Source organism: Bradyrhizobium canariense (genome assembly GCF_900105125.1).
Lineage (GTDB): Bacteria > Pseudomonadota > Alphaproteobacteria > Rhizobiales > Xanthobacteraceae > Bradyrhizobium > Bradyrhizobium canariense_A.
This window is the reverse complement of the sequence record NZ_LT629750.1, coordinates 6,588,713-6,614,334: the sequence shown is the minus strand read 5'-3', so window position 1 is coordinate 6,614,334 and position 25,622 is coordinate 6,588,713. Positions and strand designations below refer to the sequence as shown.

Here is a 25,622-nt window from a genome sequence, read left to right as displayed (position 1 = left end):
GCGGGCAACAACGCTACGCAAACACTCCCAAATTCTTCGCTGCCCGCCAGTTGCGCCAGTAATCATGCGGCATCTGGATGTGCGTCGAGCCGAGGAACGAAAACGCATCGTTGACGGCGTTGGAGAACGCCGGCACGCCGCCGACATTGGGGCTCTCGCCGACGCCCTTGGCGCCGATCGGGTGGTGCGGCGACGGCGTGACGGTGAAGTCGGTTTCCCAGTGCGGGGTCTCGACCGCGGTCGGCATGAAGAAATCCATGAACGAACCGGTCACGACGTTGCCTTCGTCGTCGTAGCGGATCTCCTGGCCCATCGCGATCGCGAAGGCTTCGGTCAGTCCGCCATGCACCTGGCCCTCGATGATCATCGGGTTGATGCGGGTGCCGCAGTCGTCCAGCGCGTAAAAGCGCCGGACCTTGTAGACCCCGGTATCGACGTCGATGTTCATCACGCAGATATAGGCGCCGAACGGATAGGTCATGTTCGGCGGATCGTAATAGCTCACCGCCTCCAGGCCCGGCTCCATGCCCGGCGGCACCGAGTTGTAGGCCGCCCAGCAGATGTCCTTCATCGACATCGCCTTCTCAGGGAGACCCTTGACGCGGAAGCCGTCGATGTCCCATTCGAGGTCGTCTTCATGCACCTCGAGTTTGTAGGCTGCGATCATCTGCGCCTTGGCCCTGATCTTGCGCGCGGCCATCGCGATCGCCGCACCCGCGACCGGCGTCGAACGCGAGCCGTAGGTGCCGAGCCCGTAAGGCGCGGTGTCGGTATTGCCTTCCTCGACCATGATGTCGTCGGCCGGAATACCGATCTCGGTGGCGATGATCTGCGCCCAGGTCGTCTCGTGGCCCTGGCCCTGGCTCTTCGAGCCGACCCGGGCAATGCCCGCGCCGGTCGGATGCATGCGGATTTCGCAGGAATCGAACATCGCAATGCCCAGGATGTCGCAATTCTTCGACGGACCTGCGCCGACGATCTCGGTGAAGAACGATACGCCGAGGCCCATGATCTCGCGGGTCTCGCCGCGCTTGAACGCCGCGCGTCGTTCCGTCTGCTCCTTGCGCAGGCCGGCATAGTCGACCGACTCCATCATCTTGCGCATGGCGGTGTGGTAATCGCCGGAATCATATTCCCAGCCCAGCGCGGAGTGATACGGGAACTGCTCCGGCTTGATGAAATTCTTCAGCCGCAGCTCGGCCGGATCCATCCCGAGCTTCTGCGCCAGAATGTCCATTCCGCGCTCGATGCAGTACGCCGCTTCCGTCACCCGGAACGAGCAGCGATAGGCGACGCCGCCCGGCGCCTTGTTGGTGTAGACGCCGTCGACCGCCAGATGCGCGGTCGGGAAGTCATAGGAACCCGTGACGATGTTGAAAAAGCCCGCCGGCCATTTCGACGGATCGGCGCAGGCATCGAACGCGCCGTGATCGGCCAGCACATGGACGCGCAAGCCCGTGACCTTGCCGTCCTTGGTCGCGGCGATCTCGGTCGTCATGTGATAGTCGCGCGCAAACGAGGTCGCGGTCAGGTTCTCGATGCGGTCCTCGACCCATTTGACCGGCTTGCCGGTGACGATCGAGGCCACCGCGGCACAGATGTAACCGGGATAGGCGCCGACCTTGTTGCCAAAACCGCCGCCGATGTCGGGCGCAATCACGTGGATCTTGTGTTCCGGAATTTTGGCGATCAGCGCCACCACGGTGCGGATCACATGCGGCGCCTGGAAGGTGCCCCAGATCGTCAGCTCGCCCTTGATCTTGTCGAACGAACAGACGCACTGGCAGGTCTCCAGCGGCGACGGATGGGTGCGATGATAGGAGATCATCTCCTTGATCGTCACCTCCGCCTTGCGGAAGGCCGCGTCGGTCAAATCCTTGTCGCCGACGGTCCACTCGAAGATGTGGTTGTGATGCTTGCGCGGACCGTGCGCGCCGGTAGTCTTGCCGGCAAGGTCCTCGCGCAGCACCGGCGCATCGGCGTCCATCGCCTTGAACGGATCGACCAGCGGCGGCAGCGCTTCATACTCGACCACCACTTTATTGATGCCGTCATCGGCCGCGTAGCGGTCGGTCGCGACCACAAACGCGACCTCCTGATTCTGGAACAGCACCTTGCCGTCGGCCAGCACCATCTGCACGTCGCCGGCCAGGGTCGGCATCCAGGCGAGGTTGACGGTCTTGAGCGTTTCGGCGGTGATCACCGCCAGCACGCCCGGCACCTTCAGCGCTTCCTCCGAATTGATGGATTTCACGCGCGCATGGGCATGCGGCGAGCGGACGAAATCGCCGTGCAGCATGCCTGGCAGCTTGACGTCGTCTACGTAATTGCCCCTGCCCTGGGTGAAGCGGATATCTTCGACGCGCTTGCGCTTGCAACCCATGCCCTCGAGCTTGGCTTCGCGTTGTTCCCGCGTGGGAGTCATGTCGTTCATTCCGCAGCCTCCTGGAGTTCGACGCCGTTGATCTTGGCGGCCGCATATTGAATTGCCTTGACGATGTTCTGGTAGCCGGTGCAGCGGCAGATATTGCCCGAGATGCCCATCCGGATTTCAGCCTCCGTCGGCGACGGATTTTCCTTCAGCAATCGCTGCGCACGCACGATCATGCCGGGCGTGCAGAAGCCGCATTGCAGGCCGTGCATCATGCGGAAGCCTTCCTGCAGCGCGGAGAGCGATCCGTCGGCATTCGCCACGCCTTCGATGGTGATGATATCGGAGCCGTTGGCCTGCACCGCGAACACCGTGCAGCTCTTCACCGACATGCCGTCGAGATCGACGGTGCAGGCGCCGCAATGCGTGGTCTCGCAGCCGATATGGGTGCCGGTCATCGCCAGGTTTTCGCGGATGAAATGCACCAGCAGCGTGCGCGGTTCGACGAGGCCTTCGACCTCGGCGCCGTTCACCTTCATGGTCACATGGGTTTTCGCCATTTGCCCCTCCCTAACTTGCCCGAGCCGCGGCGCGCAGAAGCGCCCGCATCACCATGATGCCGCCAACATGCTTGCGGTACTCGACCGGACCGCGGGCATCCGCGGCCGGCGACATGATCGCTTCTGCCGCGGTGGCGGCTTTCTTCAGAGTCGCCGCATCGAGGCTGGTGCCGATCACGGCCTGCGCCGCCTCCGCCGCCAGCAGCGGCGTTTCGTGCAGATTGGTGAGGCCGATCGAACAGCTTGCCACCTTGCCGCCGGACATCGTCAGCACCACGGCCGCCGCCGCGGTGGCGTAATCGCCGACCTTGCGTTTCAGCTTTTCATAGGCGTAGCCGTGACCGGCAGCGGGCACCGGAATTGAAACCGAGGTCAGCAGTTCGCCTGGCTCGAGCGCGGTGAAATAGGCGCCCTGATAAAATTCGGAAGCAGCAATGTCGCGGGCGCCGGAGGCCCCTTCGAGCCGGTAGCTTGCATCCAGCGTCATCATCAGCGCCGGCATGTCGTTGCCGGGATCGCCATTGGCGACATTGCCACCAATGGTGCCGCGGTAGCGCACCTGCGGGTCGGCGATCAACAGCGCGGTCTCCTGCAGGATCGGCAGCGATTTCGCAATTTCGTCCGACGCCAGCAATTCATGCTGGGTGGTCATCGCACCGATGACGATCTGGCTTCCATCGCGGCGGAAGCCCTTCAGCCCATCGACCCCGTGCAGATCCACCAGATGCTCTGGTGTGGCGAGCCGAAGCTTCATCATCGGAACCAGGCTGTGGCCACCGGCCAGAGGGCGGGCGTCGTCGCCGAGCGTTGCCAGTAATTTGACCGCATCGGCCACGGTCGCGGGCCGGTGATAATTGAATGGACCAGGAATCATCGTCTCCTCCATTCGTCCTTTGGCGCCCTCTTGGTTGGTTTGGCGTGTATCCGGTCGCAAAACCGGTGTCCGGTTTTGCGGAATACGCGCGAGGGGCGCAGACGTTAATGGGACGCTCTGCCCGGAAACGTTGACGCGCAAGATGGCGGCGACCACGGGGTCACAAGGGCAGAAAATTCACACGAAATGCGTTTTCGTACGCACGAAATGCGTCAGTCTTGCCGACCTAATTGGTTGCGACTGGGCTAATGGGCGTCGTTCTCCTTCTCTCCGCTTGAGCGGGAAAGATGAACAGCTCGCGTATTCGCCGATTTAACGAAAGGCCAATCCGGATCAGGCGTGGCGCCTGGCGAGACCGAGCCGTGCCTTGACCTCGGCGATCTTGGCGCGGCTCACCGGCACCCGATGGGGCGACGGGCCATCGAGTTCGATCACCGCGCCGTCCCCTTCCTTGCGAACGAACGTGACATGCGGGATCGCCACGATATGGCTGCGGTGCACTCGGAGGAACAGCCCGGGATCGAGCTGCGCTTCGGCCTCCGAGATCGACCACGGACACATGCGTTCGCGGGTGCCGTCATGGACCTTGGTGTAGTGGGCATCGGCCCGGACGCTGCGAATATCGGCGGAATCGATGAAGTGCGTGCCGTCGGCGCCTTCGACCGGAAGCCGTGGCGCCGGAGCGGCACGGGGCGGCTGGCCAAGACCGCCGAGCGGCGTCGGCCGCATCCGCGCGCCGGCCGGGGCCACCGGCGCCTCGATTGAGGGAACGTCGGCCTCGAGACTGGCCGTCTCCGCAACCGGGGCCGTCCTGTCGGCTGAGAGCGCCAGCGCCTTCCTGCGCGGATCCGGCACCAGCGACAACAGGAAGCCCGCGGCAATGACGAAACACAGCAGCGCTACCACCAGCGACAAAATTTGCGGCGATGCAGCCAAACCTTCGATGTGATGATGCGATTCCCCGGACGGCGGCGCGATGTGCATGCCCAACATGGCCGTATAGTGCATGCCCGATACCGCGACACCGAACGCGACCGCACTCAGGACCAATTGCACGCCGCCCTGCCGCGCGAGGAATGCGCGTAGGCCGCCATAGGCCGCGGCAATCGCGATTGCGACCGACAGCACGACCATCGTGGCGTCATGCTCCATCGCAAAACCGCCGGACAGCCCGTGCATGCCGACATAATGCATGCTGGCGATGCCGAGCCCGAGCAGCACGGCCGACGAGATCACGCGCATCAGCGACGGTTCGCCGACGCTGACGAAGAACAGCGAAATCCCGACGACCAGCGCGCAGATCAGGAACGAAACGATGGTCGGAAGCACCAGATAGACGGTGCCGGCCGGCAGCGGCGCCGCCAGCATGCCGACGAAATGCATGGTCCAGATGCCGACCGCAAGGAAGCCCGCCGCTCCCGCCAGCAGCAAGCGATGACTAGCGTCCGGCGTCCCGCGGATGCGCGCGGCGAGGCCGAAGCCGGTGTATCCTCCCAGAATCGCGATCACCACCGAGAGCGCGACGAGATAGGGATCGTGTCCTTCGAACATGATCGTCTCGGCCGCCCGTCGTCACGGGCGTGCCTCCTCCCGGCCTAAGTTTATAGGCGCGGCGGTGGAAATGACAATCGGCCGAAAGTGGCCTCGATCCTGATTGAATCGGATCGAGGCTCAATTTTTTGTTTTGGCGCGTTTTCCTGACGCGAACCTGTACCTGCCCCGCTATCTGCGTGCGGGGCAGGCTTCGCTCAAAACGCTAGGGGGATCTACACAATCCCCGCCGCGACCTGGCCACGCAGCCGCTCGAGGCTGTGCAGTGTGCTGGCACAGGCTTCGGCGACCTCGACCCCCTTGATGACGAAATGCTTGCGGAAGAACTCGACATGCACGGCGCTCTCGTGGAATTGCTGCGGTGTCAACACCGCCGAGAACACCGGCACCTCGGTGCGCAACTGCACGTCCATCAGCGCCTTGATGACGGTGTCCGCGACAAATTCGTGGCGATAGATGCCGCCATCGACCACGAGACCTGCGGCCACGATCGCGGTGTAGCGCCGGGTCTTGGCGAGCAGCTGAGCATGCAGCGGGATCTCAAAGGAGCCCGGCACCTCGAACAAATCGACCTGCGCGCGCGCAATCCCGCGCGCCTCGATCTCGCCCAAGAATGCAATCCGGCACTCCTCGACCACTTCGCGGTGCCAGGACGCTTGCACGAACGCGATCCGCTGCGGCTTTGTAAATCGCGGGTGCGTGGGCACGACCGGACGGTCGGGCGTTTCGGGAGAGTTTTTTAGTTCGGAGACTTCAGCTTCTTGCAACATCTGATTCATGGCTTTCCTCTTTCAGGACCAGAATCAGGGCACACGGAACGACACCGCCACGCGAAACTGCGCGGGCTGCCGCAACCGTTCTCTTTCATCCGGACTTTAACCGTCGGCTTCGGAATTGCACCGAATCTGCTGACCCTTCCTCGGGAGAAGAAGGCGCTCGCGGGCTTGGGCTTTTTCACCCTTACCGCCGGTGGGGACTTTCACCCCGCCCTGAGAACATCGGCTGCTCGGCTGAGCAACCTGAGAGTAAATATGGCGTGTTGCCGACATCCCAGCAAGCACCTTTGGCATCGGGAATCAGCATGTCCCCATGCCAACGGAACAGGGCGGCCTAGGCCGCGTGCTGGCTGGCTTTCATGAGTTCGAGGATCGCTTCAAGCCGCGCGACCACGTCACCCGTTTCAAGGAGCTGCTGCTTCCTGTCGATCCCGATCGACAGCAACGGAGCGACTGCATCGGCTAACCCGCCCGGTTCTCCGATGCTCGGGAGTTGCAAACGGGCCTGTGGCCCCTGTGGCATGGCGGATAAATCTAGGTTTGCCCATATCTGGTAAGCGTCGAGAACAGCGAGAAACAGAGCCTCTGCCTCCGCCGTGTGGCCGCGGGTCTCTTCGAAAGGCGCGACCTCGGCCGCAAGGAATTCTTCCTCGACAGGGCCAATGATCGCCGTGCGTTCGAGGCCGGAGACGAAAAGCTTGAGGGTTCCGTCCAACAGCGTCGCGCGATGAATCACGCTCGCCATAACGCCCACCGAATAGAGGGCATCGAGCGTGGGATCGTCGTCAGCCGCGCGCCGTTGCGTGACCACCAGAACGCGGCTGTCCGTCGATATGGCGCGCGCTATGGCGCGTCTGGTTTTATCCCGCCCGACGAAGATTGGCGCTACCATCTGCGGAAAAAGCACAAGATCCCGCATCGGCACGATCGGGATACCCGCCCCACCTGACACGGGCGTAAGAACGTTGAGGGGTGCCGGCGTCACGGATGAATGAAACGCCGGCTGGCTTGCCTGAATCCTTGCGGCTAGAAAATTCCAGTCGGGGAAACCAAACGTCTTGGCGACCAGTTCCAGGCTCTCGCTGTGAGAGAGGGAAACGGATTTGGTCTTCAAGGCTTCGCGCAGGGTTTGCGCCATAGCCTTAGCGTCGCGGAAATCGCGCATGGGATCGTCCTCTGCATTGGCGAACGAGGAATGTCAGGTGCTTGCGTTACTGACTCGTTCGCTCGGGCAAAGGGTGCCTGAAGCGGCTCGATACGTTCACCGTACCCTCAAAGGGGCGCAAGCAGCGGGCCGTATCCACCCGGCTGAAAATATGCGCCCTGGAAAACGGCGCTGTCAATCACGATCCGCAAAATTAGCCATTAAGACGGCCTGATTCAGACCCGCCGGGGGCGAAGGTGGCGCGCCGGACTCGATCCGCGGGAATCCGATTCCGGTTTGTTCTCATCTTAATAATTAGGTCGTGCGAAGACCTGTGGACGAGCGGCGCTTTGCCTGTGGACGGACTCGGGGTGCGGTTGCGCCGATTCCGCAAATCACATCACTTCACGCTGGCAGGAACCCAGGGCGTTCGGGGGGACGGCAGTCGACAGCGGCGCATCACCCAGAAGCGCGGCCAGTCCCTTCGTGCGTATCAGCATAATCAAAAAAGTAAGGTCGAGACGGCATGTCCCTCCTCGAAGGCATCATCGATTCCCCGAACAATCCGCTCGCGGTGGTCGAGGATATTGCGGCCGATAATAACTGGTCGTTCGAACGCTCCGGCGAAGACGAAGTAACGATCGTGTCCAAGGGTAACTGGACCGATTACCAGCTATCCTTCACCTGGATGAACGAGATCGAGGCGCTGCATCTGGCGTGTGCCTTCGACATGAAGATTCCCGTTCCGCGGCGCGCCGAAGTGCAGCGGCTGATCGCGGCCATCAACGAGCAATTGTGGGTCGGGCACTTCGATATCTGGACCCATACCGGCATGATCATGTACCGGCAGGCGCTGGTACTGCCCGGCGGGATCACCGCCTCGACCGCGCAATGCGAGACCATGCTGGTCGGCGCCATCCACGCCTGCGAACGTTATTATCCGGCGCTCCAGTTCGTGGTCTGGGCCGGCAAGACCGCGGCCGAAGCCATGAGCGCCGCGATGTTCGACACCGAGGGCGAGGCGTAAGGCGCTCGCCACAAGTCTGGCATGTTTGGTTCGTCAGCGCGAACACGCGGGCGCCGCCCGCGCCGTGTCGCCGGCGTTCAAGCAAAGTGCTTGTGGCCTTTCCTGCGCTTCACTAGAACCGCTGACGGTTGGGTCCCGGCGTGCGCCGGGACGACGAGAAAGTGTCTTCAATGTCGCCGTCAGTCACCACCGCTCAACAGCTTGGACAAATCAACGGTACCATCGTGCTTGCGGGCGCGGGCAAGATGGGCGGTGCGCTGCTGTTGGGCTGGCTCGGCGGAGGGTTGGAGGCCAGACGCGCCGTCGTGATCGAGCCGCACCCCTCCGACGAGATCAACCTGCTCGTCAAAAGAGGCGTTCGTCTCAACCCATCGGCAAAGGACGCCGGCGCCATTGGCGCGCTGGTGGTCGCGGTGAAGCCGCAATCGTTTCGCGAGGCGGGAACAGCGCTAAAGGAGTTCGTCGGATCGTCCACGCTCGTCGTCTCGATCATGGCGGGCACGACGATCGCCTCGATATCGGAGATCTGCGGCGGCGCGGTGGTTCGCGCCATGCCCAACACGCCGGCCGCGATCGGCCGCGGCATCACCGTGGCGGTGGCCGCGGGCAATGTCAGCGCTCAACAGCGCGCGGTCGCCGACGCGCTGTTGCGTGCCACCGGATCGGTCGAGTGGACCGATGACGAGCAATTGATGGATGCGGTGACCGCCGTCTCTGGCTCCGGTCCGGCCTACGTTTTCTTGCTGGCGGAAGAACTCGCACGCGCCGGCGTCGCGGCCGGTCTGCCTGCGGAGCTCGCGACCAAGCTCGCGCGCGAAACCGTCGCCGGGTCCGGCGAGTTGCTGCATCGCATGGAAACGCCCTCGGCGACCCTGCGCCAGAACGTGACGTCGCCCGGCGGTACCACGGCGGCGGCGCTGGAAATATTGATGGGACCGGACGGCATGCAATCGCTGCTGACGCGCGCGGTCGCGGCGGCAACGAAGCGATCGAAAGAACTGGCGAAGTGATTCCTCATCCTGAGGACGGTGGTATTTACGGCCTCATTAACCCGCGCCGAGCTGCTTCATAAAAGTTGCGGCGTTGACGAGACCGCGGGCGTGACGGCCTTCGCCGATCCTGCGCTTGTCGTTGAAGGCCTCGACCTCGAAACGGATCACCCGGCGCTCCACCGCGATCACCTTGGCGGTGGTACGAACGCGCCCACCGACCAGCGTCGCGGCCAGATGGCGGATGTCGACTTCGGTGCCGAGCGTGATCCAGCCAGTTTCGAGATGCGGAGCGATGGCATCCGCCGACGCCATCTCCATCTCCAGGATCATCATCGGCGTCGCATAGACCATCGGCATGTCGGGAACGAAATGCCCGACGGTGCGATCCGCCGGCACCACCAGCATGCGCTCAGCACTCATGCCGATCTTGATGGCGTCGCGCGCGTCCATATTGAGCCCTGGTGGGTGGTCGCTGTCATTCCAGGACACGCGTCTTCGCGTGGACCCGGAATCCAGAGATTGTTAGTTCGAGATTCCGGGTTCGCGCTGCGCGCGCCCCGGAATGACGATGCTATTTCGCTCTGTCACGCTTTCGCGGGGACGACGATGTGGTGAGAGCTGAACTACTTCTTCGCCGCGGCGGCGCGTTCGACAAACGTCTTGCCACCCTTCATCTTGTGCGCCAGCGGCGCTTCGTTGATCTGGATCACGACGGCATCGGCGTCGACGCCGAGGTTCTTCACCAGCGCTTGCGTGATGTCGCGCATCATGCCGGCCTTCTGTTCGTCGGTGCGGCCATAGGCCATGCTCACGGTAATCTCAGGCATCCTAGTCTCTCCCTTTGCTCTTGCGACTTGCCAAAACCACGATCTGCTTTGCGCCGTGAAGCGCAAACGCTTACATCTTGCACTGTCATCATCATCCGCGAAAGCGGATGATCCAGTATTCCGCGCCGCTTCCGTTCAACTTGACGTCACGGCGTACTGGATGCGCGCTTTCGCGGGCATGACGGCCTTAGCTAATTCCACCTCACGCCGTGCTTATCAAGGATCTTGCGCACTTCGTCGACCAGCGAGGCCTGCGGCACCTTGGTCTGGGCCTCGCCCTGCTTCTGTAAATATTCCTCGCGGTCTTTTTCGAGCTTTGCAAGCTCGGCGCCAAGGATGAGGTCCTTCAACAGAACCTGCGGCCCAGCGGGATCGTCCTTCTCATCGCTTCCCTGGATGATCACGCACGGGCTATTGCGCCGGTCGGCATATTTGAGCTGATTGCCCATGTTCTTGGGATTGCCGAGATAGAGCTCGGCACGGATGCGAGGACCATCCGGCTTTGCCGGATCAACAGGAGCGTTGCGAAGCTGCGCGACCATTTTCTGGTAGTCCGCGACGCGATCGCGATCGAACACCGTGACCACGACGGGACCGAATTCAGGCGTGGTGTCGATCTTGCCCAGCATTGTGAGCGCAGCCTGCAGCCGCGACACGCCGATGGAAAATCCGGTCGCCGGCACCGGCTCGCCGCGAAAGCGCGAGACGAGGCCGTCATAACGCCCGCCGCCACCAACGGAGCCGAAGCGGACGGGACGGCCTTTTTCGTCTTTGGTTTCGAGCGTCAGTTCAACTTCGTAAACAGGGCCGGTGTAATATTCGAGACCGCGGACGACAGTCGGATCGATGCGAATTCGATCTGCACCATAGCCAGACGCCGCAACGAGTCTGTTTATTTCTGCCAGCTCCGCACGGCCGTCCTGACCAATCTTGCTATCACGAAGACGAATAGCGATCTGTGCATCTTTCTCTTCGGCATCATCTACTGGCTCGATGACGCCGGTAATCAAAACGATGTCAGCTCGGCTAAGTCCAGCGCCCTTCGTGAAGTCGCCGGACTCATCCTTGCGGCCTTCCCCTAGCAATTGCTGAACGCCGGAAATACCCAACCGATCGAGCTTGTCGATCGCACGCATAACGGTCAGCCATTGACCATCGTCAGCAATGCCAATGGCGTCTCGCACCCCGTCCAGCACCTTGCGGTTATTGACCTTCACCACGTAGCTGCCGCGGGGAATGCCGAGCGCTTCCATCGTGTCGGCCGCCATCATGCACATCTCGGCGTCGGCGGCGGGCGAAGCTGATCCTACCGTGTCGGCGTCGAACTGCATGAACTGGCGGAAGCGGCCGGGACCGGGCTTTTCGTTGCGATAGACATAACCGGCGCGATAGCTGCGATACGGCTTCGGCAGGCTGTCAAAATTTTCGGCGACGTAACGCGCCAGCGGCGCGGTCAGGTCGTAGCGCAGCGAGATCCACTGCTCGTCGTCGTCCTGGAACGAGAACACGCCCTCATTGGGCCGGTCCTGGTCGGGCAGGAATTTGCCGAGCGCGTCGGTGAACTCCATCGCCGGCGTCTCCACCGGCTCGAAGCCGTAGAGTTCGTAGACGGCGCGGATTTTCTCCACCATCGCCCGCGTCGCGGCGATCTCGGCGGGGCCGCGGTCAGCCAGCCCACGCGGCAGGCGGGCACGGAGTTTTTGCGGTTTTTTGGGTTTATCGGCCATGGGCGGCGTTGGTATCAGCCGACGCGCGATGCGGCAACCGTTGCTGTTATTGGTACGTCGTCATTCCGGGGCGCGTCGAAGACGCGAACCCGGAATCTCGAGATTCCCCGATGCGCAATTGCGCATCTGAGGTCTGGTCCTGCGGACCATCCCGGAATGACGCACTGGTCACAGCACCTTTTTGATCCAGTTGTGCGGATCCGCCGCGCGGCCGTACTGGATGTCGACCAGCTTCTTGCGCATCCCCATGGCGACGGGCCCGGCGGCGCCGCCGCTGATGAGAAAATCACCACTCGCGGAACACACCTTGCCGATCGGCGAGATAACGGCCGCCGTGCCGCAGGCGAAGGCCTCTTTCAGCCTTCCGCTGGCGGCATCAGTGCGCCACTGCTCGATCGTGTAGGCCTCCTCGCGCACGCGGGTGCCGGAATCCTTCGCGAGCGCGATGATCGAATCGCGGGTGATGCCCGGGAGGATCGTGCCGAGCGGCGGCGTCGAGAGCGAGCCGTCGTCGAACACGAAGAAGACGTTCATGCCGCCGAGTTCCTCGATGTAGCGGCGCTCGACCGCATCGAGGAAAACCACCTGATCGCAGCCGTGATCGATGGCCTCGGCCTGCGCGCGCAGGCTCGCGGCGTAGTTGCCGCCGCATTTGACGGCGCCGGTGCCGCCGATCGCGGCGCGCGTGTAGTTCTCCGACACCCAGATCGACACCGGCGCAGGTCCGCCCTTGAAATAGGAGCCGACCGGCGAGGCGATGACGGCGAAGATGTATTCCGCTGATGGTTTCACGCCGAGGAAGACCTCGCTCGCGATCATGAACGGCCGCAGGTAGAGACTGCCCTCGCCGCCTGGGATCCAGGCGCGGTCGATGCGCACGAGCTGCTCGACCGCTTCGATGAACACAGGCTCGGGCAGCGGCGCCATGGCCATGCGCTCAGCCGAACTCCGGAAGCGCCGGGCATTGGCATCGGGGCGGAACAGGTTCACGCCGCTGTCGTCGCGCTTGTAGGCCTTGAGGCCTTCGAAAATCTCCTGCGCGTAGTGCAGCACGGCCAGGGCCGGATCGAGCGGGAAATTCGCGCGGGATTCGACGCGCGCGCCATGCCAGCCCTTCGCCTGATCGTAGCGGACCACAGCCATGTGATCGGTGAAAACCCGGCCGAAGCCCGGGTCCACGAGCCTTGCCGCGCGCTCCTTCTCAGGAGTCGGATTCGTCGCAGGCTGGATGTCGAATTTCAACCAGGTGGCGCCATCGATCTTGTCGAACGAAACTCCCATGGGCTCTCTCCCGGATTGACGCTGTCCGCGCCCTGAGCGGCGGCGTTAATGATTTTCTACGCCTGACCTTCGCTCATCCCGGTGTTTTAGGCCGGTTTCCGCTTTGGCGGAATGCACGAAGTCCAGTATGTTTGTCGAAATGCCGCTCGACAATCGCGCGGCGGTGGAATTCACGAGCCGGTGCCGCAACCTGCGGGTTTCCCAGCGATTTGGGACGCCACGAAACGCAGAACGATCTAATATTTCGCGGCGACTGGCGGTTTTGTAACATTGAACCCAAGATATGTCAACATGACTGACATAAATTTCTCAGGCCCATCGGCCGACCCGAATTTGAGGGAATCATCCGGCTCCCCTGCCCCGCGGGCGGGCGAGCTGCGCTGGGATATCATTGAGCTGCTGTTCTTCGCCTACCGGGATTTTGTCGGCGACGCCGATCATGAGCTGGAAGCGTTCGGTTTCGGCCGGGCGCATCACCGCGTCATGCATTTCGTCCACCGTTACCCCGGTTTGAAGGTCGCAGATCTGCTCGACGTGCTGCGCATCACCAAGCAATCGCTGGGACGCGTTCTCAAGCAATTGCTCGATGAAGGCTATATCGTGCAGCGAACCGGCAATAACGACCGCCGGCAGCGCCTTCTTTTCGCCACTGCAAAGGGCGAGGCGCTGGTGGCAAAGCTCGCGGGGCTGCAGACCGACCGGATCACAAATGCGTTGCGGGACATCAGCCCGGCCGGCGAGGACGCGGTCAGGCAGTTCCTGCGCGCCATGATCGATCACGACGATCCGGACAAGGTGCTGGAAATCATCCTCAAGCCCGGCAATCCAACCGTAAAGGAATGATCGTGGCCCAGGCTGCAACCCTACTTCAATCGCCGCCGCAACCGGCCGACGATGCCCCGCATCTGCTGCTGGTCGATGACGACCGCCGCATCCGCGACCTGTTGTCGCGCTTTCTGTCCGGTGAAGGCTACCGCGTCACCACCGCGATGAGCGCCAAGGATGCCCGCGCCAAACTGCTCGGGCTGCATTTCGACATGCTGATTCTCGATGTCATGATGCCCGGCGAGACCGGCTTCGATCTGGCCCGCTTCATCCGCACCTCGTCGTCGGTGCCGATCATCATGCTGACGGCGCGCCATGAAGCGGAAAGCCGGATCGAGGGCCTGCAAATCGGCGCCGATGATTATGTCGCCAAGCCGTTCGAGCCGCGCGAACTGGTGCTGCGCATCGGCAATATTCTCAAGCGCACCGCGCCGCCTCCGGTGGAGACACTGGAGTCGATCGCGTTTGGGCCTTACGTCTATCATCTGGAGCGCGGCGAGCTGCGCCAGGGCGACGAGGTGATTCATCTCACCGACCGCGAGCGCGATATGTTGCGCATCCTGGCGGCGACGCCGGGCGAGACCGTGCCGCGCGGCGCGCTGACCGGCGGCGACGGCTCCGTCAACGAGCGCGCCGTCGACGTGCAGATCAACCGGCTGCGGCGCAAGATCGAGCGCGATCCCGCCAGTCCGCTGTTCCTTCAGGCGGTACGCGGCGTCGGCTATCGACTCGTCGCATCGCCTTAATCATTGCCGATAAATCCTCACCAATGAGCACGCTCGACACCGGCCTGACCCTGATCCGCACCGCGTCGCGACGCGTCTCCGCGGCCAATGGCTGGATGGGCAACGCGTTCAAAGGCTGGATGCCGACGGGACTCTATGCCCGCGCGCTGCTGATCATGATCGTGCCGATGGTGGTGCTGCAGTCGGTGGTGGCGTTCGTGTTCATGGAGCGACACTGGAACACCGTCACGCGGCGCCTGTCGGCTTCAGTGGTGCAGGACATCGCCGGCCTGATCGACGTCTATAACGCCTATCCGCAGGACAAGGATCACGCGCTGTTGCGGCGTATCGCCCAGCAACGGCTGAACCTGGTGCTTGATTTCCTGCCCGTCGGAGACCTGCCCCCGCCGGGTCCGAAACCGTTCTTCTCGCTGCTCGACCAGTCGCTCTCGCGGCAGCTTGGACGACAGATCGGCAAGCCGTTCTGGATCGATACCGTCGGCAACTCCAATCTGGTGGAGATCCGCATCCAGCTCGACGACGCGGTCATGCGCATCTTCGCCCAGCGCAGCGCGGCCTATGCCTCCAATTCGGAGATATTCCTGTTCTGGATGGTCGGCACCTCCTCGATCCTGCTGATCGTCGCGGTGTTGTTCCTGCGCAACCAGATCAGGCCGATCCTGCGGCTGGCGGATGCCGCCGAAAGTTTTGGCAAGGGCCGCGAAGCGCCGAATTTCCGTCCCCGCGGCGCGCGCGAAGTGCGTCGTGCCGCGCAGGCGTTCCTCGAGATGAAGGGCCGCATCGAACGCTCGATCGAGCAGCGTACCGCGATGCTGGCCGGCGTCTCGCACGACCTGCGCACCATCCTGACCCGCTTCAAACTCGAACTGGAGCTGATCGGCGACAGTCCCGAGGTCGACGGCATGCGCAAGGACGTCGACGAAATGTCCGGAATGCTGGAGGCTTATCTCGCCTTTGCGCGCGGCGACAGCGGCGAGAACGCGCAGCCGACCGACATGGCCAAGGCGCTGGAGGAATTGCGCAGCGATGCCGAACGCAACGGCCACAGCGCGACCGTGCAGTTTCATGGACTGCCCGTCGTCACGGTCAAGCCTGCTTCGTTCAAGCGTTGCCTCGGCAATTTGGTGTCGAACGCGGCCCGGCATGCCAATGCGATTGCCATCAAGGGCCACCGCGATCACCGCTATCTGACCGTGACGGTCGACGACGACGGGCCGGGCATTCCATCCGACATGCGCGAAGAAGTGTTCAAGCCGTTCCTGCGGCTGGACGACGCCCGCAACCAGGACGAGGGTGGTACGGGACTCGGCCTTGCGATTGCCCGGGACATCGCGCGCTCGCATGGCGGCGACATCATGCTCGGCGACAGCCCGATGGGCGGCCTTCGCGCCACGGTCCGGATACCGGTTTAGCTGATTTATTTTGACGTATTGCCTTCGCCGATCCCAGCCGGATCGCTTTCGGCGCCGGCTTTTGCCTGAAAGCGCTGTTGCCCGTTACTTCGACAGCTTGGGCAGCAAGTTCTTCAGCTTTTCCATGTCATGGATATTCATCTTGAGGCCGCCGGGCATCACGATGTCGCCGGGCTTCTGGTCGGGCTTGCAGGCGCCAAGCCACTTCGCCTCGATCGTCGTCACGTGATCGCCCTGTATGGCGGCCGGGCCGCCTTCGGCGTGCGCGGTGGATTTGACGGTATAGGCGGAATTGAAATCGCCAGTGATCTCGGCGTGCGAGGTGATCGAGACGCCGGCCGCGCCGCAAACGGAATCGCTGACATAACCGGTCGCGGTCTTCTGGATATCCTTCTTGGAGCAGACTTCCTTCGACATCGGCGAGAAAGCCGTGCTCATTTCCTTGTCGGTGGCCTCGTCGGTGCAATGCTGCATGGTCACCTCCGGCATCGACGAGCCGGCCCGTACCATCTTCATTTCCCACAGACCCGCCTTGCGAATCGGCAGTTCATCCGCGCATGCGCCGAACGCCGGCAGCAGCGCCAACAAGCAAGACGCCAGACCCAGTGAAAAAAGCTGACGCGTCATGTTGTGGCTTCCGGTCAATCTCTTGCGAGGGGCGAGTTAGCCCCTGTCAGTAGCGGGTGCGCAACGGCCGACCGCCGGCGTCATACGGCACCCAGCGGCAGGCAAACGAAATATAGCCGCCATAATGGGGCTCGATCGCGAGGAATTTCGCGACCTTGCCGTACTGCGCACAGTGATCGATCGCAAGCGAGCGGATATCGGTCTGGCCGGTCAATGAATAAGCGATGATGCCGCCGGTGTCGTTGCCCTTGAAGGGGGGAACGGTATCGGCGCGAACCGGCGAACACGCCAGCATCCCGCATACGGCAACCAAGCTCGCGGCCCGAATCATTCGCATCGCAGACTCCATTTCAACGGGGCCACCTTAAAGCGCATCCATCGCCGTGAAAAGAACGGCGGAGCGGCCGACGCCGAGTTATCGGCAGGTGTTGCCGCGTTGCACTTGACCGCGCCGAGGGTTCGCGGCACCGTCCGCGCCTCGGATCAGCGGCGGATTCCCATGCGCGACCTCTTCACATTTCCCAAAAAGTTGGCTCTCGGCGCCGCGATCGGCGTTGTTTTGGGCCTGTTTGCGTTCGGACAGGCGGCCGAGGCGGCCAATCCGTTCGAACTGAACTTCTGGCTCTCCGGCCCGAAATATGACGGCCGGGTAGCCCCGTGCGAAGCCGCGCTATCGACCATCAGTTCGCAATTCCAGGAGAAAGAAAGCACCTTCTGGAATTCCGATCTGACGATCACCGCCTATGGCGACATTCGCGAGACCGCGTTCCGACCCTGGCAGTCCGATAACATCCCGCGTCGCTATTGCAGCGCCAGCGCAATGCTCAGTGATGGCAAGCTGCGTCACGTGCACTACTCGATTATCGAGGACGGTGGATTTTCCAGTTTCGGCCAGGGCGTCGAATGGTGCGTTACCGGGCTCGACCGCAATTGGGCCTATAACCCTAACTGCCGGTCCGCGCGCCCGTAGAAGCCTCAATCTGGTCGCCTCTCCCCGATCATTCCGCTGATGGCACGGAAGGCCCGCGTGGCCTCGGTGCTATTTTGTTCTTGAAATGTTCCGATCGGCTGCTAGGCTTCCGACCGGTCCAGGCAAGGGGCGTCATCATGTTTCATTTTCGGCGAACTCGAAATTTGAGGTTTTGGGTTTCGAGGTTTTGGATTTCAGGGCTGGCCTGGTGCGGCCTGCTTGCCGCTACGGCACTGCTCTGCATGGGAACGGCATCGGCCCAGGATCGCCGGCAGAACGCGCCCGGCGAGTTCGATTATTACGTGCTGTCGCTGTCGTGGTCGCCTTCCTTCTGCGAAGAGGCGGAGGAGCGCGGCAGCGGCCGGCGTTCGCAGGCTCAGTGCGGCGGACGACCGTTTTCCTTCGTGGTGCACGGGCTATGGCCGCAATATGAGCACGGCTTTCCCGAGTATTGCCAGCGGCCGTCGCCGCGGCTGGATCGCAACATCATGACGTCGATGCTCGACCTGATGCCGGCGCCCGGCCTGATCTACAACGAATGGGACAAGCACGGCACCTGTTCGGGACTGGACGAACGCGCCTATTTCGAAACCATCCGCAAGGCGCGCGCGGCGGTGAAAATCCCCGAGGAATATCTCCAGCTGTCGGATGCGAAGACGGTGGCGCCGTCCGAGATCGAGGACGCCTTCATCAAGGTCAATCCCGGCCTCAGCGCATCCGCCATCGCCGTGACCTGCAACCGGACGCGGCTCAGCGAAGTGCGCGTCTGCATGAGCAAGGACCTGCAATTCCGCTCCTGCGAGGAGATCGATCGCCGTGCCTGCCGGCGCGACCAGGTGTCGATGCCTCCGATGCGGGGCGGCTAATTTAGATCGTGATGGCCGGGACAATCCCGGCCATGACGCGTAGAAGGTACGGCAGCTTCTCCAAAGGTCCGCCGATCTTCTGATGAATTACCGTCACGCCTTTCATGCCGGCAACTTTGCCGATGTCATCAAGCACATCGTGCTGGTGCGGATTCTGACCTATCTGCAGGAAAAACCGGCCGCGTTCCGCGTCATCGATACCCACGCCGGTGCAGGCGTCTACGATCTGACCTCCGAGGAAGCGCAGCGCGGCGGCGAATGGCTCACCGGCATCGCGCGGGTGATGCAGGCGCGGTTTTCGGAAGCCACAGGCGCCCTGGTGGCGCCCTATCTGGACATCGTCAGAGCCTTCAATCCGCAGCGCGGCCTGACGGCCTATCCGGGATCACCGCTGATCGCGCGCGCGCTGCTGCGGCCGCAGGATCGCCTGACCGCGTGCGAGATCGAACCGAACGCGCGCAAGCATCTGATCGGGGCCCTGCGCCGCGATACCCAGGCCAAGGTGGTCGACCTCGACGGCTGGATGGCGTTACCGGCCTTCGTGCCGCCGAACGAGCGGCGCGGCCTGGTCCTGATCGATCCGCCCTTTGAGGCCAAGGACGAGTTCGAGCGGATGGCCGAGGGTTTCGCCGCGGCCTTCGCGAAATGGCCGACCGGCAGCTATTTGCTGTGGTATCCGGCGAAAAGCCGGCGCGCCACCGACGATCTGGCGCGGTATGTCGCCGAGGTCGTCTCGACCGGCGCATCGCCTGGAAAATGCCTGCGTCTGGAATTCAGCGTCGCGCCGCAAGCCGCGGGCGCGGCGCTGGCCTCGGCCGGTCTTCTGCTGGTCAATCCACCATGGATGCTGGCAGCCGAACTCAAGGCGATCCTCCCCGAGCTCGAAAAGCCGCTCGGCCAGGGCGGTGCCGGCCGGTTCAGGCTTGAAGTACCCAAGCCTTAGTCTGGCCGGGCCGCGGTCCGTTCAAGCCGACCCGCTGTGAAAAGTCCGATTTGAGCCGTAGGCAATTCGCGGCAAACCGTATTATGCTTAGCGTCATTAGGACTGGCTTTACGTTCCGCTTCCGCGAATGGTAGCGGCGGAGTGATTAGGCCTCTAATTTTTTTCAAGACGGATCGGCGGTGTCGCCTAATCCGCAAAGTGATGGCCAAGCTTTCCGGCAGCGAATGTCCGGTCGGGCCGATACGCAAGGCGCGTAGCGGCGGAGCGGGGAGTTTCCCTATGGCCATGACTGGGACGGTCAAGTTCTTCAATGCTGAGCGCGGCTATGGCTTCATCAAGCCCGATGACGGCGGACGCGATGTGTTCGTTCACGTCACCGCGGTCGAGCGCGCGGGATTAAAGGATCTGTCCGAAGGACAGCGCATCACTTTCGAAGTTGAACCGGACAAGAAGGGCAAGGGCCCCAAGGCGGTCAATTTGGTGATTTCGTCCTGATGTGCGTATCGCGTCGGCGATAAAAAAATCCCGGCCGCAAAAGCGGCCGGGAGGTTGCGAGATTATATTTTCTTGTTGCTATCAGAAATGATAGTTCACGCCGGCGCGCAGCAGGCCAAACTGGTAGCCGTTCGACGCACCGGTGATGCTGAAGCGCTCGTCCGAAAGATCGACATAGAGGTATTCGATCTTGGCGCTCCAGTTCTGGGCGAAACCGACTTCGGCGCCGACGCCCGCGGTCCAACCCGCGGTGGTGTGGGATTCCGACAGGCCGAACGTCTCGCCGCGCAGTTCGCCGAATGCCAGACCGCCGGTGCCATAGAGCAGGATGTTACTGAAGGCATAGCCGACCCGGCCGCGCACCGTTCCGAACCACGGGTTCGAGAATTTCCAGGGCGCGAATGTATCATCGGCGCCGGTGGCCTCGAGATCGCCTTCGATGCCGAACACCAATTGACCCGATTGCCAGTTATAGCCGCCCTCAACGCCCCCCGCGACACCCGACGGGCTGGTCGAATTGTTGTCGACGGAGCCCCAGGCGTAGCCGAGATTGCCGCCGAGATAGGGACCGGCCCAACTATTGGCGTTGAGCGGCTGGTTGACGGTATAGGGAGCACGCGATCCGTAGGAAAGGTCGGCCGCCTGCGCCGACATGGTCCAGCCCGCGGCGATCAACGCCAATCCACGCAAAGCAACCTTGCTCATCAGAATACTCCACTACGCAACAGCAGCGACCGCGGCGGTCCGAGGCCCGCATGGTTACGGAATTCCCGCTTTTTCTGATCAGATTTATCGAGAGTTTTAAGTTAAAGGCTTGTTAAGGGCAGTTACCGTTCCGCTCATCATTCTTAAGAAAGCCTTACCTTGAAGGGAGTGGCGCAATGGCGTTCCTGATCTGTGCGCGCGGCGATCGCCAGGAACTTCAAATCTGCGCTCCCAGCGCTTAAATTCAGGCCATGGCCCACGATTCTACTGAAGATCCGGCAACATCAGGTCCCGGGAAGCCCCGGCTCGGCGTTGAGGCGGATGTGCCGCCGCAGGACGCGTCCGCCGGCGACATCGATCCTGCGACCGCGATCGCCGAGGACGACGACGAGGCGCGGCTGCCCGACGTTCCGGAGGAACCCACCGAGGCCATCGCGGCAGGCCCGCTGGCGGTTGGACACGCCGCGATCGAGAATGCGGTACGGCTGGCGCCGACCTCTCCCGGCGTCTATCGCATGCTCAATGCGGCCAGCGACGTGCTCTATGTCGGCAAGGCCAAGAACGTCCGCAAGCGGCTCTCCTCCTATGCCCGCGTCAACGCGCCCCAGCCGGCGCGCATTCTGCGCATGATCGCAGCCACCGTTACCGTCGAGATCATATCCACCGCGACGGAAACCGAGGCCCTGCTGCTCGAGGCCAATCTGATCAAGCAGTTGCGCCCGCGCTTCAACGTGCAGCTGCGCGACGACAAATCGTTTCCCTATATTCTGATCACGGGGGACCACTGGGCACCACAGATTCTCAAACATCGCGGCGCGCAATCGCGTCCCGGCAGGTATTTCGGCCCGTTTGCCTCGGCAGGGGCGGTCAATCGCACCATCACAGCCTTGCAGCGCGCGTTTCTGGTGCGCTCGTGCACCGACGCGTTCTTTGAAAGCCGCACCCGGCCTTGCCTGCTCTATCAAATCCGGCGCTGCGCCGGGCCATGCACCGGCGAGATCGATTTTCCCGGCTATACCGAGCTGGTGCGCGAAGCGACGGAATTCCTTTCCGGCCGCAGCCGCTCGGTCAAGCGAGAGCTCGCCAGCGAGATGGAAAAGGCCTCGGCCGAGCTCGCGTTTGAAACGGCGGCGGTCTACCGCGACCGCCTCGCGGCGCTGTCGGCGATCCAGTCACAGCAAGGCATCAATCCGCGCACGGTCGAGGAAGCCGATGTGTTCGCAATCCATCAGGAGGGCGGATATTCCTGCGTCGAGGTGTTCTTCTTCCGCACCGGACAGAACTGGGGCAACCGCGCCTATTTTCCGCGCGCGGAGAAATCATTCACCCCGGAAGAGGTGCTGGCCTCGTTCCTCGCCCAATTCTACGATGACAAACCGCCCCCGAAACTCGTGCTGCTGTCGCACAAGATCGAGGAAATCGAATTGCTGGCCGATGCGCTTTCGGTCAAGGCCGGATTCAAGGTCGAAGTCTCGACGCCGCAGCGCGGTGAAAAGAAGGAATTGGTCACGCATGCGCTGACCAATGCCCGGGAGGCACTCGGCCGCAAGCTCGCCGATACCGCAACCCAGGGCCGGCTGTTGCAGGGAATGGTCACGACGCTCGGCCTGCCGCATCCACCGAAGCGGATCGAAGTTTACGACAACAGCCACATCCAGGGCACCAACGCGGTCGGCGCCATGATCGTGGCGGGGCCGGACGGCTTCATCAAAAATCAGTACCGGAAGTTCAACATCCGGTCCGAAGGCCTGACGCCGGGCGACGACTACGCGATGATGCGCGAAGTGCTGCAGCGGCGCTTCAAGCGGCTGGTGACGCCCGCGGACGGCGACGCCGCCAAAGCCAAGGCGGACGACGATTCGTTTCCGCAATGGCCTGACCTCGTCATCATCGACGGCGGCCGCGGTCAGCTCAACGCGGTCAGGGAGATTTTCGAGAGTCTCGGCCTGACCCAGGTGTCGCTGCTGGCGGTCGCCAAGGGGCCCGATCGCGACGCCGGCCGCGAAACCCTGTTCATGCCGGATCGCGAGGCCATCAAGCTCGAACCGCGCGACCCCGTGCTGTATTTCATCCAGCGGCTGCGCGACGAGGCGCATCGTTTCGTGATCGGCTCGCACCGGAAACTCCGGAAAAAAGACATCCGGGAAGCAGGTTTGCAGGAGATTCCGGGCATCGGCCCGTCACGGAAACGTGCCTTGCTGCATCATTTTGGAACGTTGAAGGAAATCGAACGGGCGTCGATCGCCGATCTCGGCAAGGTTCCGGGCGTCAGCGCGGAAAGCGCCCGCAAGATTTTCGAGTTTTTCCATGCGCAGCCGGGTTAAAGGCAGGGTCTGGCGTCATATTTGCGTGGTCTACAGCAGGTCTCGAGTGCCGTACGGTTGACCTTCATGCTGCGGCGGTATTGGTAAGGCGGATGAACATCGCGACAACCAGGGGGACGGCCAAGAGCTCGCTGTCCCTGCCGAATATCCTGACCTGCGCCCGCATCCTCGCGATCCCGGTGGTGGTGGGCTGCATTTATGCGCAAGCCATCATGGATGGACCGCTATGGCTGCGCTGGGTGGCACTGGCCGTGTTCATCGCGGCCGGCATTACCGATTATCTTGATGGCTATTATGCGAGAATCTGGAACCAGCATTCAGCCTTTGGCCGGATGCTGGATCCGATCGCCGACAAGCTGCTGGTGGCGTCCTGTCTGCTGATGCTGGCAGCCGACGGGATCATCCACGGCTGGACGCTATGGGCTGCGATCGTGATTCTGTGCCGCGAAATTCTCGTGTCAGGCCTGCGGGAATATCTCGCGGGATTACGGGTCAGCGTGCCCGTAACCAAGCTCGCCAAATGGAAAACCACGGTTCAGTTGATCGCAATCGGCTTCCTGCTCGCTGGCGAGGCCGGTGACGCGGTGATTCCGATCACGACCCAACTCGGCCTGCTGCTATTGTGGATATCCGCGATTTTCACCATCTATACCGGCTGGGACTATTTCCGCGCCGGCATCCGTCACCTCATCGAGGAGGACGAGGGATGAAGGTGAAGTATTTTGCCTGGGTGCGCGAGCGGGTCGGAAAGGCCGAGGAAACCATCGAGCCGCCGGCAGACGTCCGCACCATTGACGATCTGATCGGCTGGCTGGCACGGCGCGGCGAAAGCTACGCTTATGCCTTCGAAACGCCGCGGGTGATCCGCGCTGCGATCGACCACGCCCACGTCAAGCCGGACAGCATGATTGCCGGTGCGCGCGAGATCGCTTTTTTCCCGCCGATGACCGGCGGTTAGGCCATTGCGCAGCGTTTTCAAGCGAAGTGAATGCCGGTTCGCGTTAGGACAACGCGTCACAACAACACATTCAGCCACCGCGACGATCGCATGACCGCTCTCGTGACCATCCGCATTCAGGAAGCCGATTTCGACATCGCGCAGGAGATTGCCGCGCTGACGCGAGATCGCAAGGATATCGGCGCCGTCGTGAGCTTTTCCGGCATTTGCCGGGACAGCGAGGGCAGCGAGCCCATCGCCGCGCTCACGCTTGAGCATTACCCTGATATGGCCGAGGCTGAAATTGCCCGGCATGCCGACACCGCGATGTCGCGGTGGCCGTTGACGGGCCTCACCGTCATTCATCGCGTCGGCCGCATTACGCCGGGCGAGAATATCGTGCTGGTGCTGACGGCCTCACGGCACCGGCAGGCAGCGTTCCAGGCGGCCGAATTCCTGATGGACTATCTGAAAGCCAATGCGCCGTTCTGGAAGCGCGAGGAACGCGCGGATGGAACGAAATGGGTCGAGGCCCACGATCACGACGATGCGGCCGCCGCGCGCTGGACCAAATCCTGATGGCCAAGCGGCCGGCTTCCAGACGCGCGAAACCGGCCGCCGGGCGCGGCCGTAGCGTCTCCAAACTTCCGAAGGTCGCGACCGGCGAATTGCTGACGCTGCTCGATTTCGTCCGTTATGCGGCAAGCCGCTTCGTCGAGGCCAAACTGGTGTTCGCGCACGGCACCACCGATCCCGTGGCCGAGGCCGCGTTTCTGGTCGGCGAGATCCTGCATCTTCATCCCGATCAGTTCGAGACCTTCATGACCGCGCGGGTCACCGCGGCAGAGGCCAGGCAGATTCTCGATGTGATTGGCCGCCGCATCACGACGCGGAAACCGGCGGCCTATCTCGTCAACAGGATCTACATGCGCGGCCTGCCCTTCTATGTCGACGAACGCACGATCGTACCGCGCTCCTTCATCGGCGAATTGCTGGACTCGCATTTCGGCGGCCAGGGTGACCAGGAAGGCGGCGCGCTGATCGACGATCCCGAATCCGTCGAGACGGTGCTCGATCTCTGTACCGGTTCGGGATGCCTTGCGGTGCTCGCGGCCCGGGCTTTTCCCAATGCGCAAATCGACGCGGTGGACATTTCAAAGGGTGCCCTCGAGGTCGCCGGGCGCAATATCGCCGACTACGGCCTGCAAGACCGGGTGGCGTTGCACCGTGGCGACCTGTTCGGACCGCTCGGCGGCAAGCGTTACGACCTGATCATTTCCAATCCGCCTTACGTCGATGCCGACGGCATGGCGGCGCTGCCGCGCGAGTGCCGTGCCGAACCCCGGCTCGCCTTCGATGGCGGCGCCGACGGGATCGATATCGTCGTCCGCATTTTGCAGGAGGCTGGCCGGCATTTGACGCCGCAGGGCGGGTTGTTGTGCGAGGTCGGCCGTTGCCGTCCCGCGATTGAAGCGGCCTATCCACGATTGCCGCTGCTGTGGCTGGACACCGAGGAGTCCGATGGCGAGGTGTTCTGGATCGGCGCCGCCGATTTGCAGGGCAGCCAGTTTGTAGGGCAGCCAGAGGCTCGTTCTGCCCCTAAAACCGTCTGAATGAACGCAAATTTAGCGGTCGTCGGCGT

Annotated in this window: 27 protein-coding genes and 1 riboswitch; of the genes, 14 read left to right on the top strand and 13 right to left on the bottom strand. The window is 62.7% G+C overall.

Annotation, left to right across the window (positions count from 1 at the left end; genetic code table 11):
* Window positions 1-13: 13 nt before the first annotated feature.
* The 6 genes from BLV09_RS31260 to BLV09_RS31235 all read right to left on the bottom strand — a co-directional run bounded on the left by BLV09_RS31260 (window position 14) and on the right by BLV09_RS31235 (window position 7,297).
* Window positions 14-2,434, bottom strand: coding sequence for an aerobic carbon-monoxide dehydrogenase large subunit (locus BLV09_RS31260; protein WP_146690146.1), 2,421 nt, complete (start codon window positions 2,432-2,434; stop codon window positions 14-16).
* On the bottom strand, window positions 2,431-2,931 hold the full coding sequence (locus BLV09_RS31255) for a (2Fe-2S)-binding protein (protein WP_146690145.1): 501 nt from the start codon (window positions 2,929-2,931) through the stop codon (window positions 2,431-2,433). Before BLV09_RS31255 ends, BLV09_RS31260 begins: the two co-directional genes overlap by 4 nt.
* Before the next feature lie 10 nt (window positions 2,932-2,941).
* A complete protein-coding gene (locus tag BLV09_RS31250; protein ID WP_146690144.1) occupies window positions 2,942-3,805 on the bottom strand; it encodes an FAD binding domain-containing protein in 864 nt (287 codons plus the stop codon).
* Between the two features lie 333 nt (window positions 3,806-4,138).
* Window positions 4,139-5,356, bottom strand: coding sequence for an MHYT domain-containing protein (locus BLV09_RS31245; protein ID WP_146690143.1), 1,218 nt, complete (start codon window positions 5,354-5,356; stop codon window positions 4,139-4,141).
* 215 nt (window positions 5,357-5,571) lie between these two features.
* Complete coding sequence (locus BLV09_RS31240; protein ID WP_146690142.1) at window positions 5,572-6,135, bottom strand: 6,7-dimethyl-8-ribityllumazine synthase; 564 nt, start codon at window positions 6,133-6,135, stop codon at window positions 5,572-5,574.
* A 73-nt stretch (window positions 6,136-6,208) separates the two neighbouring features.
* A riboswitch (FMN riboswitch) is annotated at window positions 6,209-6,357 on the bottom strand.
* A gap of 109 nt (window positions 6,358-6,466) precedes the next feature.
* The gene (locus BLV09_RS31235; RefSeq protein ID WP_146690141.1) at window positions 6,467-7,297 is read right to left on the bottom strand and encodes an LON peptidase substrate-binding domain-containing protein; all 831 of its coding nucleotides are present in this window, start codon (window positions 7,295-7,297) and stop codon (window positions 6,467-6,469) included.
* Between the two features lie 505 nt (window positions 7,298-7,802).
* Here BLV09_RS31235 and BLV09_RS31230 point away from each other — a divergent pair.
* Together BLV09_RS31230 and proC are read left to right on the top strand one after the other, a co-directional pair.
* On the top strand, window positions 7,803-8,303 hold the full coding sequence (locus BLV09_RS31230; RefSeq protein WP_100386071.1) for a YbjN domain-containing protein: 501 nt from the start codon (window positions 7,803-7,805) through the stop codon (window positions 8,301-8,303).
* Window positions 8,304-8,473: 170 nt separating this feature from the next.
* Window positions 8,474-9,313 (top strand): pyrroline-5-carboxylate reductase, encoded by an 840-nt coding sequence (gene proC, locus BLV09_RS31225; protein WP_146690140.1) that lies wholly within the window; start codon window positions 8,474-8,476, stop codon window positions 9,311-9,313.
* Window positions 9,314-9,349: 36 nt separating this feature from the next.
* Here proC and BLV09_RS31220 read toward each other — a convergent pair whose 3' ends face one another.
* From BLV09_RS31220 to BLV09_RS31205, 4 genes are all read right to left on the bottom strand, one after another.
* Complete coding sequence (locus BLV09_RS31220; protein WP_146691383.1) at window positions 9,350-9,745, bottom strand: thioesterase family protein; 396 nt, start codon at window positions 9,743-9,745, stop codon at window positions 9,350-9,352.
* Between the two features lie 173 nt (window positions 9,746-9,918).
* Window positions 9,919-10,122, bottom strand: coding sequence for a tautomerase family protein (locus BLV09_RS31215; protein WP_146690139.1), 204 nt, complete (start codon window positions 10,120-10,122; stop codon window positions 9,919-9,921).
* A 191-nt stretch (window positions 10,123-10,313) separates the two neighbouring features.
* Entirely contained in the window at window positions 10,314-11,849 is a 1,536-nt protein-coding gene (gene hisS / locus BLV09_RS31210; RefSeq protein ID WP_146690138.1) for a histidine--tRNA ligase, read from the bottom strand.
* A gap of 168 nt (window positions 11,850-12,017) precedes the next feature.
* Window positions 12,018-13,130: a branched-chain amino acid aminotransferase gene (locus BLV09_RS31205; protein ID WP_146690137.1), complete on the bottom strand. Its 1,113-nt coding sequence runs from the start codon at window positions 13,128-13,130 to the stop codon at window positions 12,018-12,020.
* A gap of 291 nt (window positions 13,131-13,421) precedes the next feature.
* Between BLV09_RS31205 and BLV09_RS31200 the strand changes: the two genes are divergently transcribed.
* Genes BLV09_RS31200 through BLV09_RS31190 form a run of 3 tightly spaced genes read left to right on the top strand, consistent with a single transcriptional unit; the run spans window position 13,422 to window position 16,113 of the window.
* Window positions 13,422-13,973: a MarR family winged helix-turn-helix transcriptional regulator gene (locus BLV09_RS31200; protein WP_146690136.1), complete on the top strand. Its 552-nt coding sequence runs from the start codon at window positions 13,422-13,424 to the stop codon at window positions 13,971-13,973.
* Entirely contained in the window at window positions 13,970-14,701 is a 732-nt protein-coding gene (locus tag BLV09_RS31195) for a response regulator (protein ID WP_100386064.1), read from the top strand. The genes BLV09_RS31200 and BLV09_RS31195 overlap by 4 nt, the downstream gene beginning before the upstream one ends.
* Before the next feature lie 23 nt (window positions 14,702-14,724).
* Window positions 14,725-16,113 (top strand): ATP-binding protein, encoded by a 1,389-nt coding sequence (locus tag BLV09_RS31190; RefSeq protein ID WP_100386063.1) that lies wholly within the window; start codon window positions 14,725-14,727, stop codon window positions 16,111-16,113.
* Window positions 16,114-16,197: 84 nt separating this feature from the next.
* On the opposite strand, the gene BLV09_RS31185 is transcribed toward BLV09_RS31190, so the two are convergent.
* Window positions 16,198-16,740 (bottom strand): DUF3617 domain-containing protein, encoded by a 543-nt coding sequence (locus tag BLV09_RS31185; RefSeq protein ID WP_146690135.1) that lies wholly within the window; start codon window positions 16,738-16,740, stop codon window positions 16,198-16,200.
* Window positions 16,741-16,786: 46 nt separating this feature from the next.
* On the bottom strand, window positions 16,787-17,077 hold the full coding sequence (locus tag BLV09_RS31180) for a hypothetical protein (protein ID WP_146690134.1): 291 nt from the start codon (window positions 17,075-17,077) through the stop codon (window positions 16,787-16,789).
* Window positions 17,078-17,239: 162 nt separating this feature from the next.
* On the opposite strand from BLV09_RS31180, the gene BLV09_RS31175 reads away from it, so the two are divergent.
* The 4 genes from BLV09_RS31175 (at window position 17,240) to BLV09_RS31160 (ending at window position 20,014) form a co-directional block, all read left to right on the top strand.
* Window positions 17,240-17,710 carry a hypothetical protein gene (locus tag BLV09_RS31175; RefSeq protein ID WP_146690133.1) on the top strand — a complete coding sequence of 157 codons (471 nt, stop codon included), beginning with the start codon at window positions 17,240-17,242 and terminating at the stop codon, window positions 17,708-17,710.
* A gap of 137 nt (window positions 17,711-17,847) precedes the next feature.
* Window positions 17,848-18,576: a ribonuclease T2 family protein gene (locus tag BLV09_RS31170; RefSeq protein ID WP_146690132.1), complete on the top strand. Its 729-nt coding sequence runs from the start codon at window positions 17,848-17,850 to the stop codon at window positions 18,574-18,576.
* Window positions 18,577-18,658: 82 nt separating this feature from the next.
* Window positions 18,659-19,519 (top strand): 23S rRNA (adenine(2030)-N(6))-methyltransferase RlmJ, encoded by an 861-nt coding sequence (locus BLV09_RS31165; protein WP_100386059.1) that lies wholly within the window; start codon window positions 18,659-18,661, stop codon window positions 19,517-19,519.
* A 279-nt stretch (window positions 19,520-19,798) separates the two neighbouring features.
* Window positions 19,799-20,014, top strand: a complete 216-nt coding sequence (locus BLV09_RS31160) for a cold-shock protein (RefSeq protein WP_100387477.1) — start codon at window positions 19,799-19,801, stop codon at window positions 20,012-20,014.
* Between the two features lie 81 nt (window positions 20,015-20,095).
* Here the strand turns inward: BLV09_RS31160 and BLV09_RS31155 are convergent, their stop codons facing one another.
* Window positions 20,096-20,719: an outer membrane protein gene (locus BLV09_RS31155; protein ID WP_100386058.1), complete on the bottom strand. Its 624-nt coding sequence runs from the start codon at window positions 20,717-20,719 to the stop codon at window positions 20,096-20,098.
* Window positions 20,720-20,970: 251 nt separating this feature from the next.
* Here BLV09_RS31155 and uvrC point away from each other — a divergent pair, with 251 nt between their 5' ends.
* From uvrC to prmB, 5 genes are all read left to right on the top strand, one after another.
* Window positions 20,971-23,043 carry an excinuclease ABC subunit UvrC gene (uvrC, locus tag BLV09_RS31150; RefSeq protein WP_146690131.1) on the top strand — a complete coding sequence of 691 codons (2,073 nt, stop codon included), beginning with the start codon at window positions 20,971-20,973 and terminating at the stop codon, window positions 23,041-23,043.
* Window positions 23,044-23,135: 92 nt separating this feature from the next.
* A complete protein-coding gene (gene pgsA / locus BLV09_RS31145) occupies window positions 23,136-23,753 on the top strand; it encodes a CDP-diacylglycerol--glycerol-3-phosphate 3-phosphatidyltransferase (protein ID WP_100386056.1) in 618 nt (205 codons plus the stop codon).
* The gene (gene moaD / locus BLV09_RS31140; protein WP_146690130.1) at window positions 23,750-24,001 is read left to right on the top strand and encodes a molybdopterin converting factor subunit 1; all 252 of its coding nucleotides are present in this window, start codon (window positions 23,750-23,752) and stop codon (window positions 23,999-24,001) included. Before pgsA ends, moaD begins: the two co-directional genes overlap by 4 nt.
* A 90-nt stretch (window positions 24,002-24,091) precedes the next feature.
* Complete coding sequence (locus tag BLV09_RS31135) at window positions 24,092-24,559, top strand: molybdenum cofactor biosynthesis protein MoaE (protein ID WP_146690129.1); 468 nt, start codon at window positions 24,092-24,094, stop codon at window positions 24,557-24,559.
* Complete coding sequence (gene prmB / locus BLV09_RS31130) at window positions 24,559-25,593, top strand: 50S ribosomal protein L3 N(5)-glutamine methyltransferase (RefSeq protein ID WP_146690128.1); 1,035 nt, start codon at window positions 24,559-24,561, stop codon at window positions 25,591-25,593. The genes BLV09_RS31135 and prmB overlap by 1 nt, the downstream gene beginning before the upstream one ends.
* Window positions 25,594-25,622: the final 29 nt, after the last annotated feature.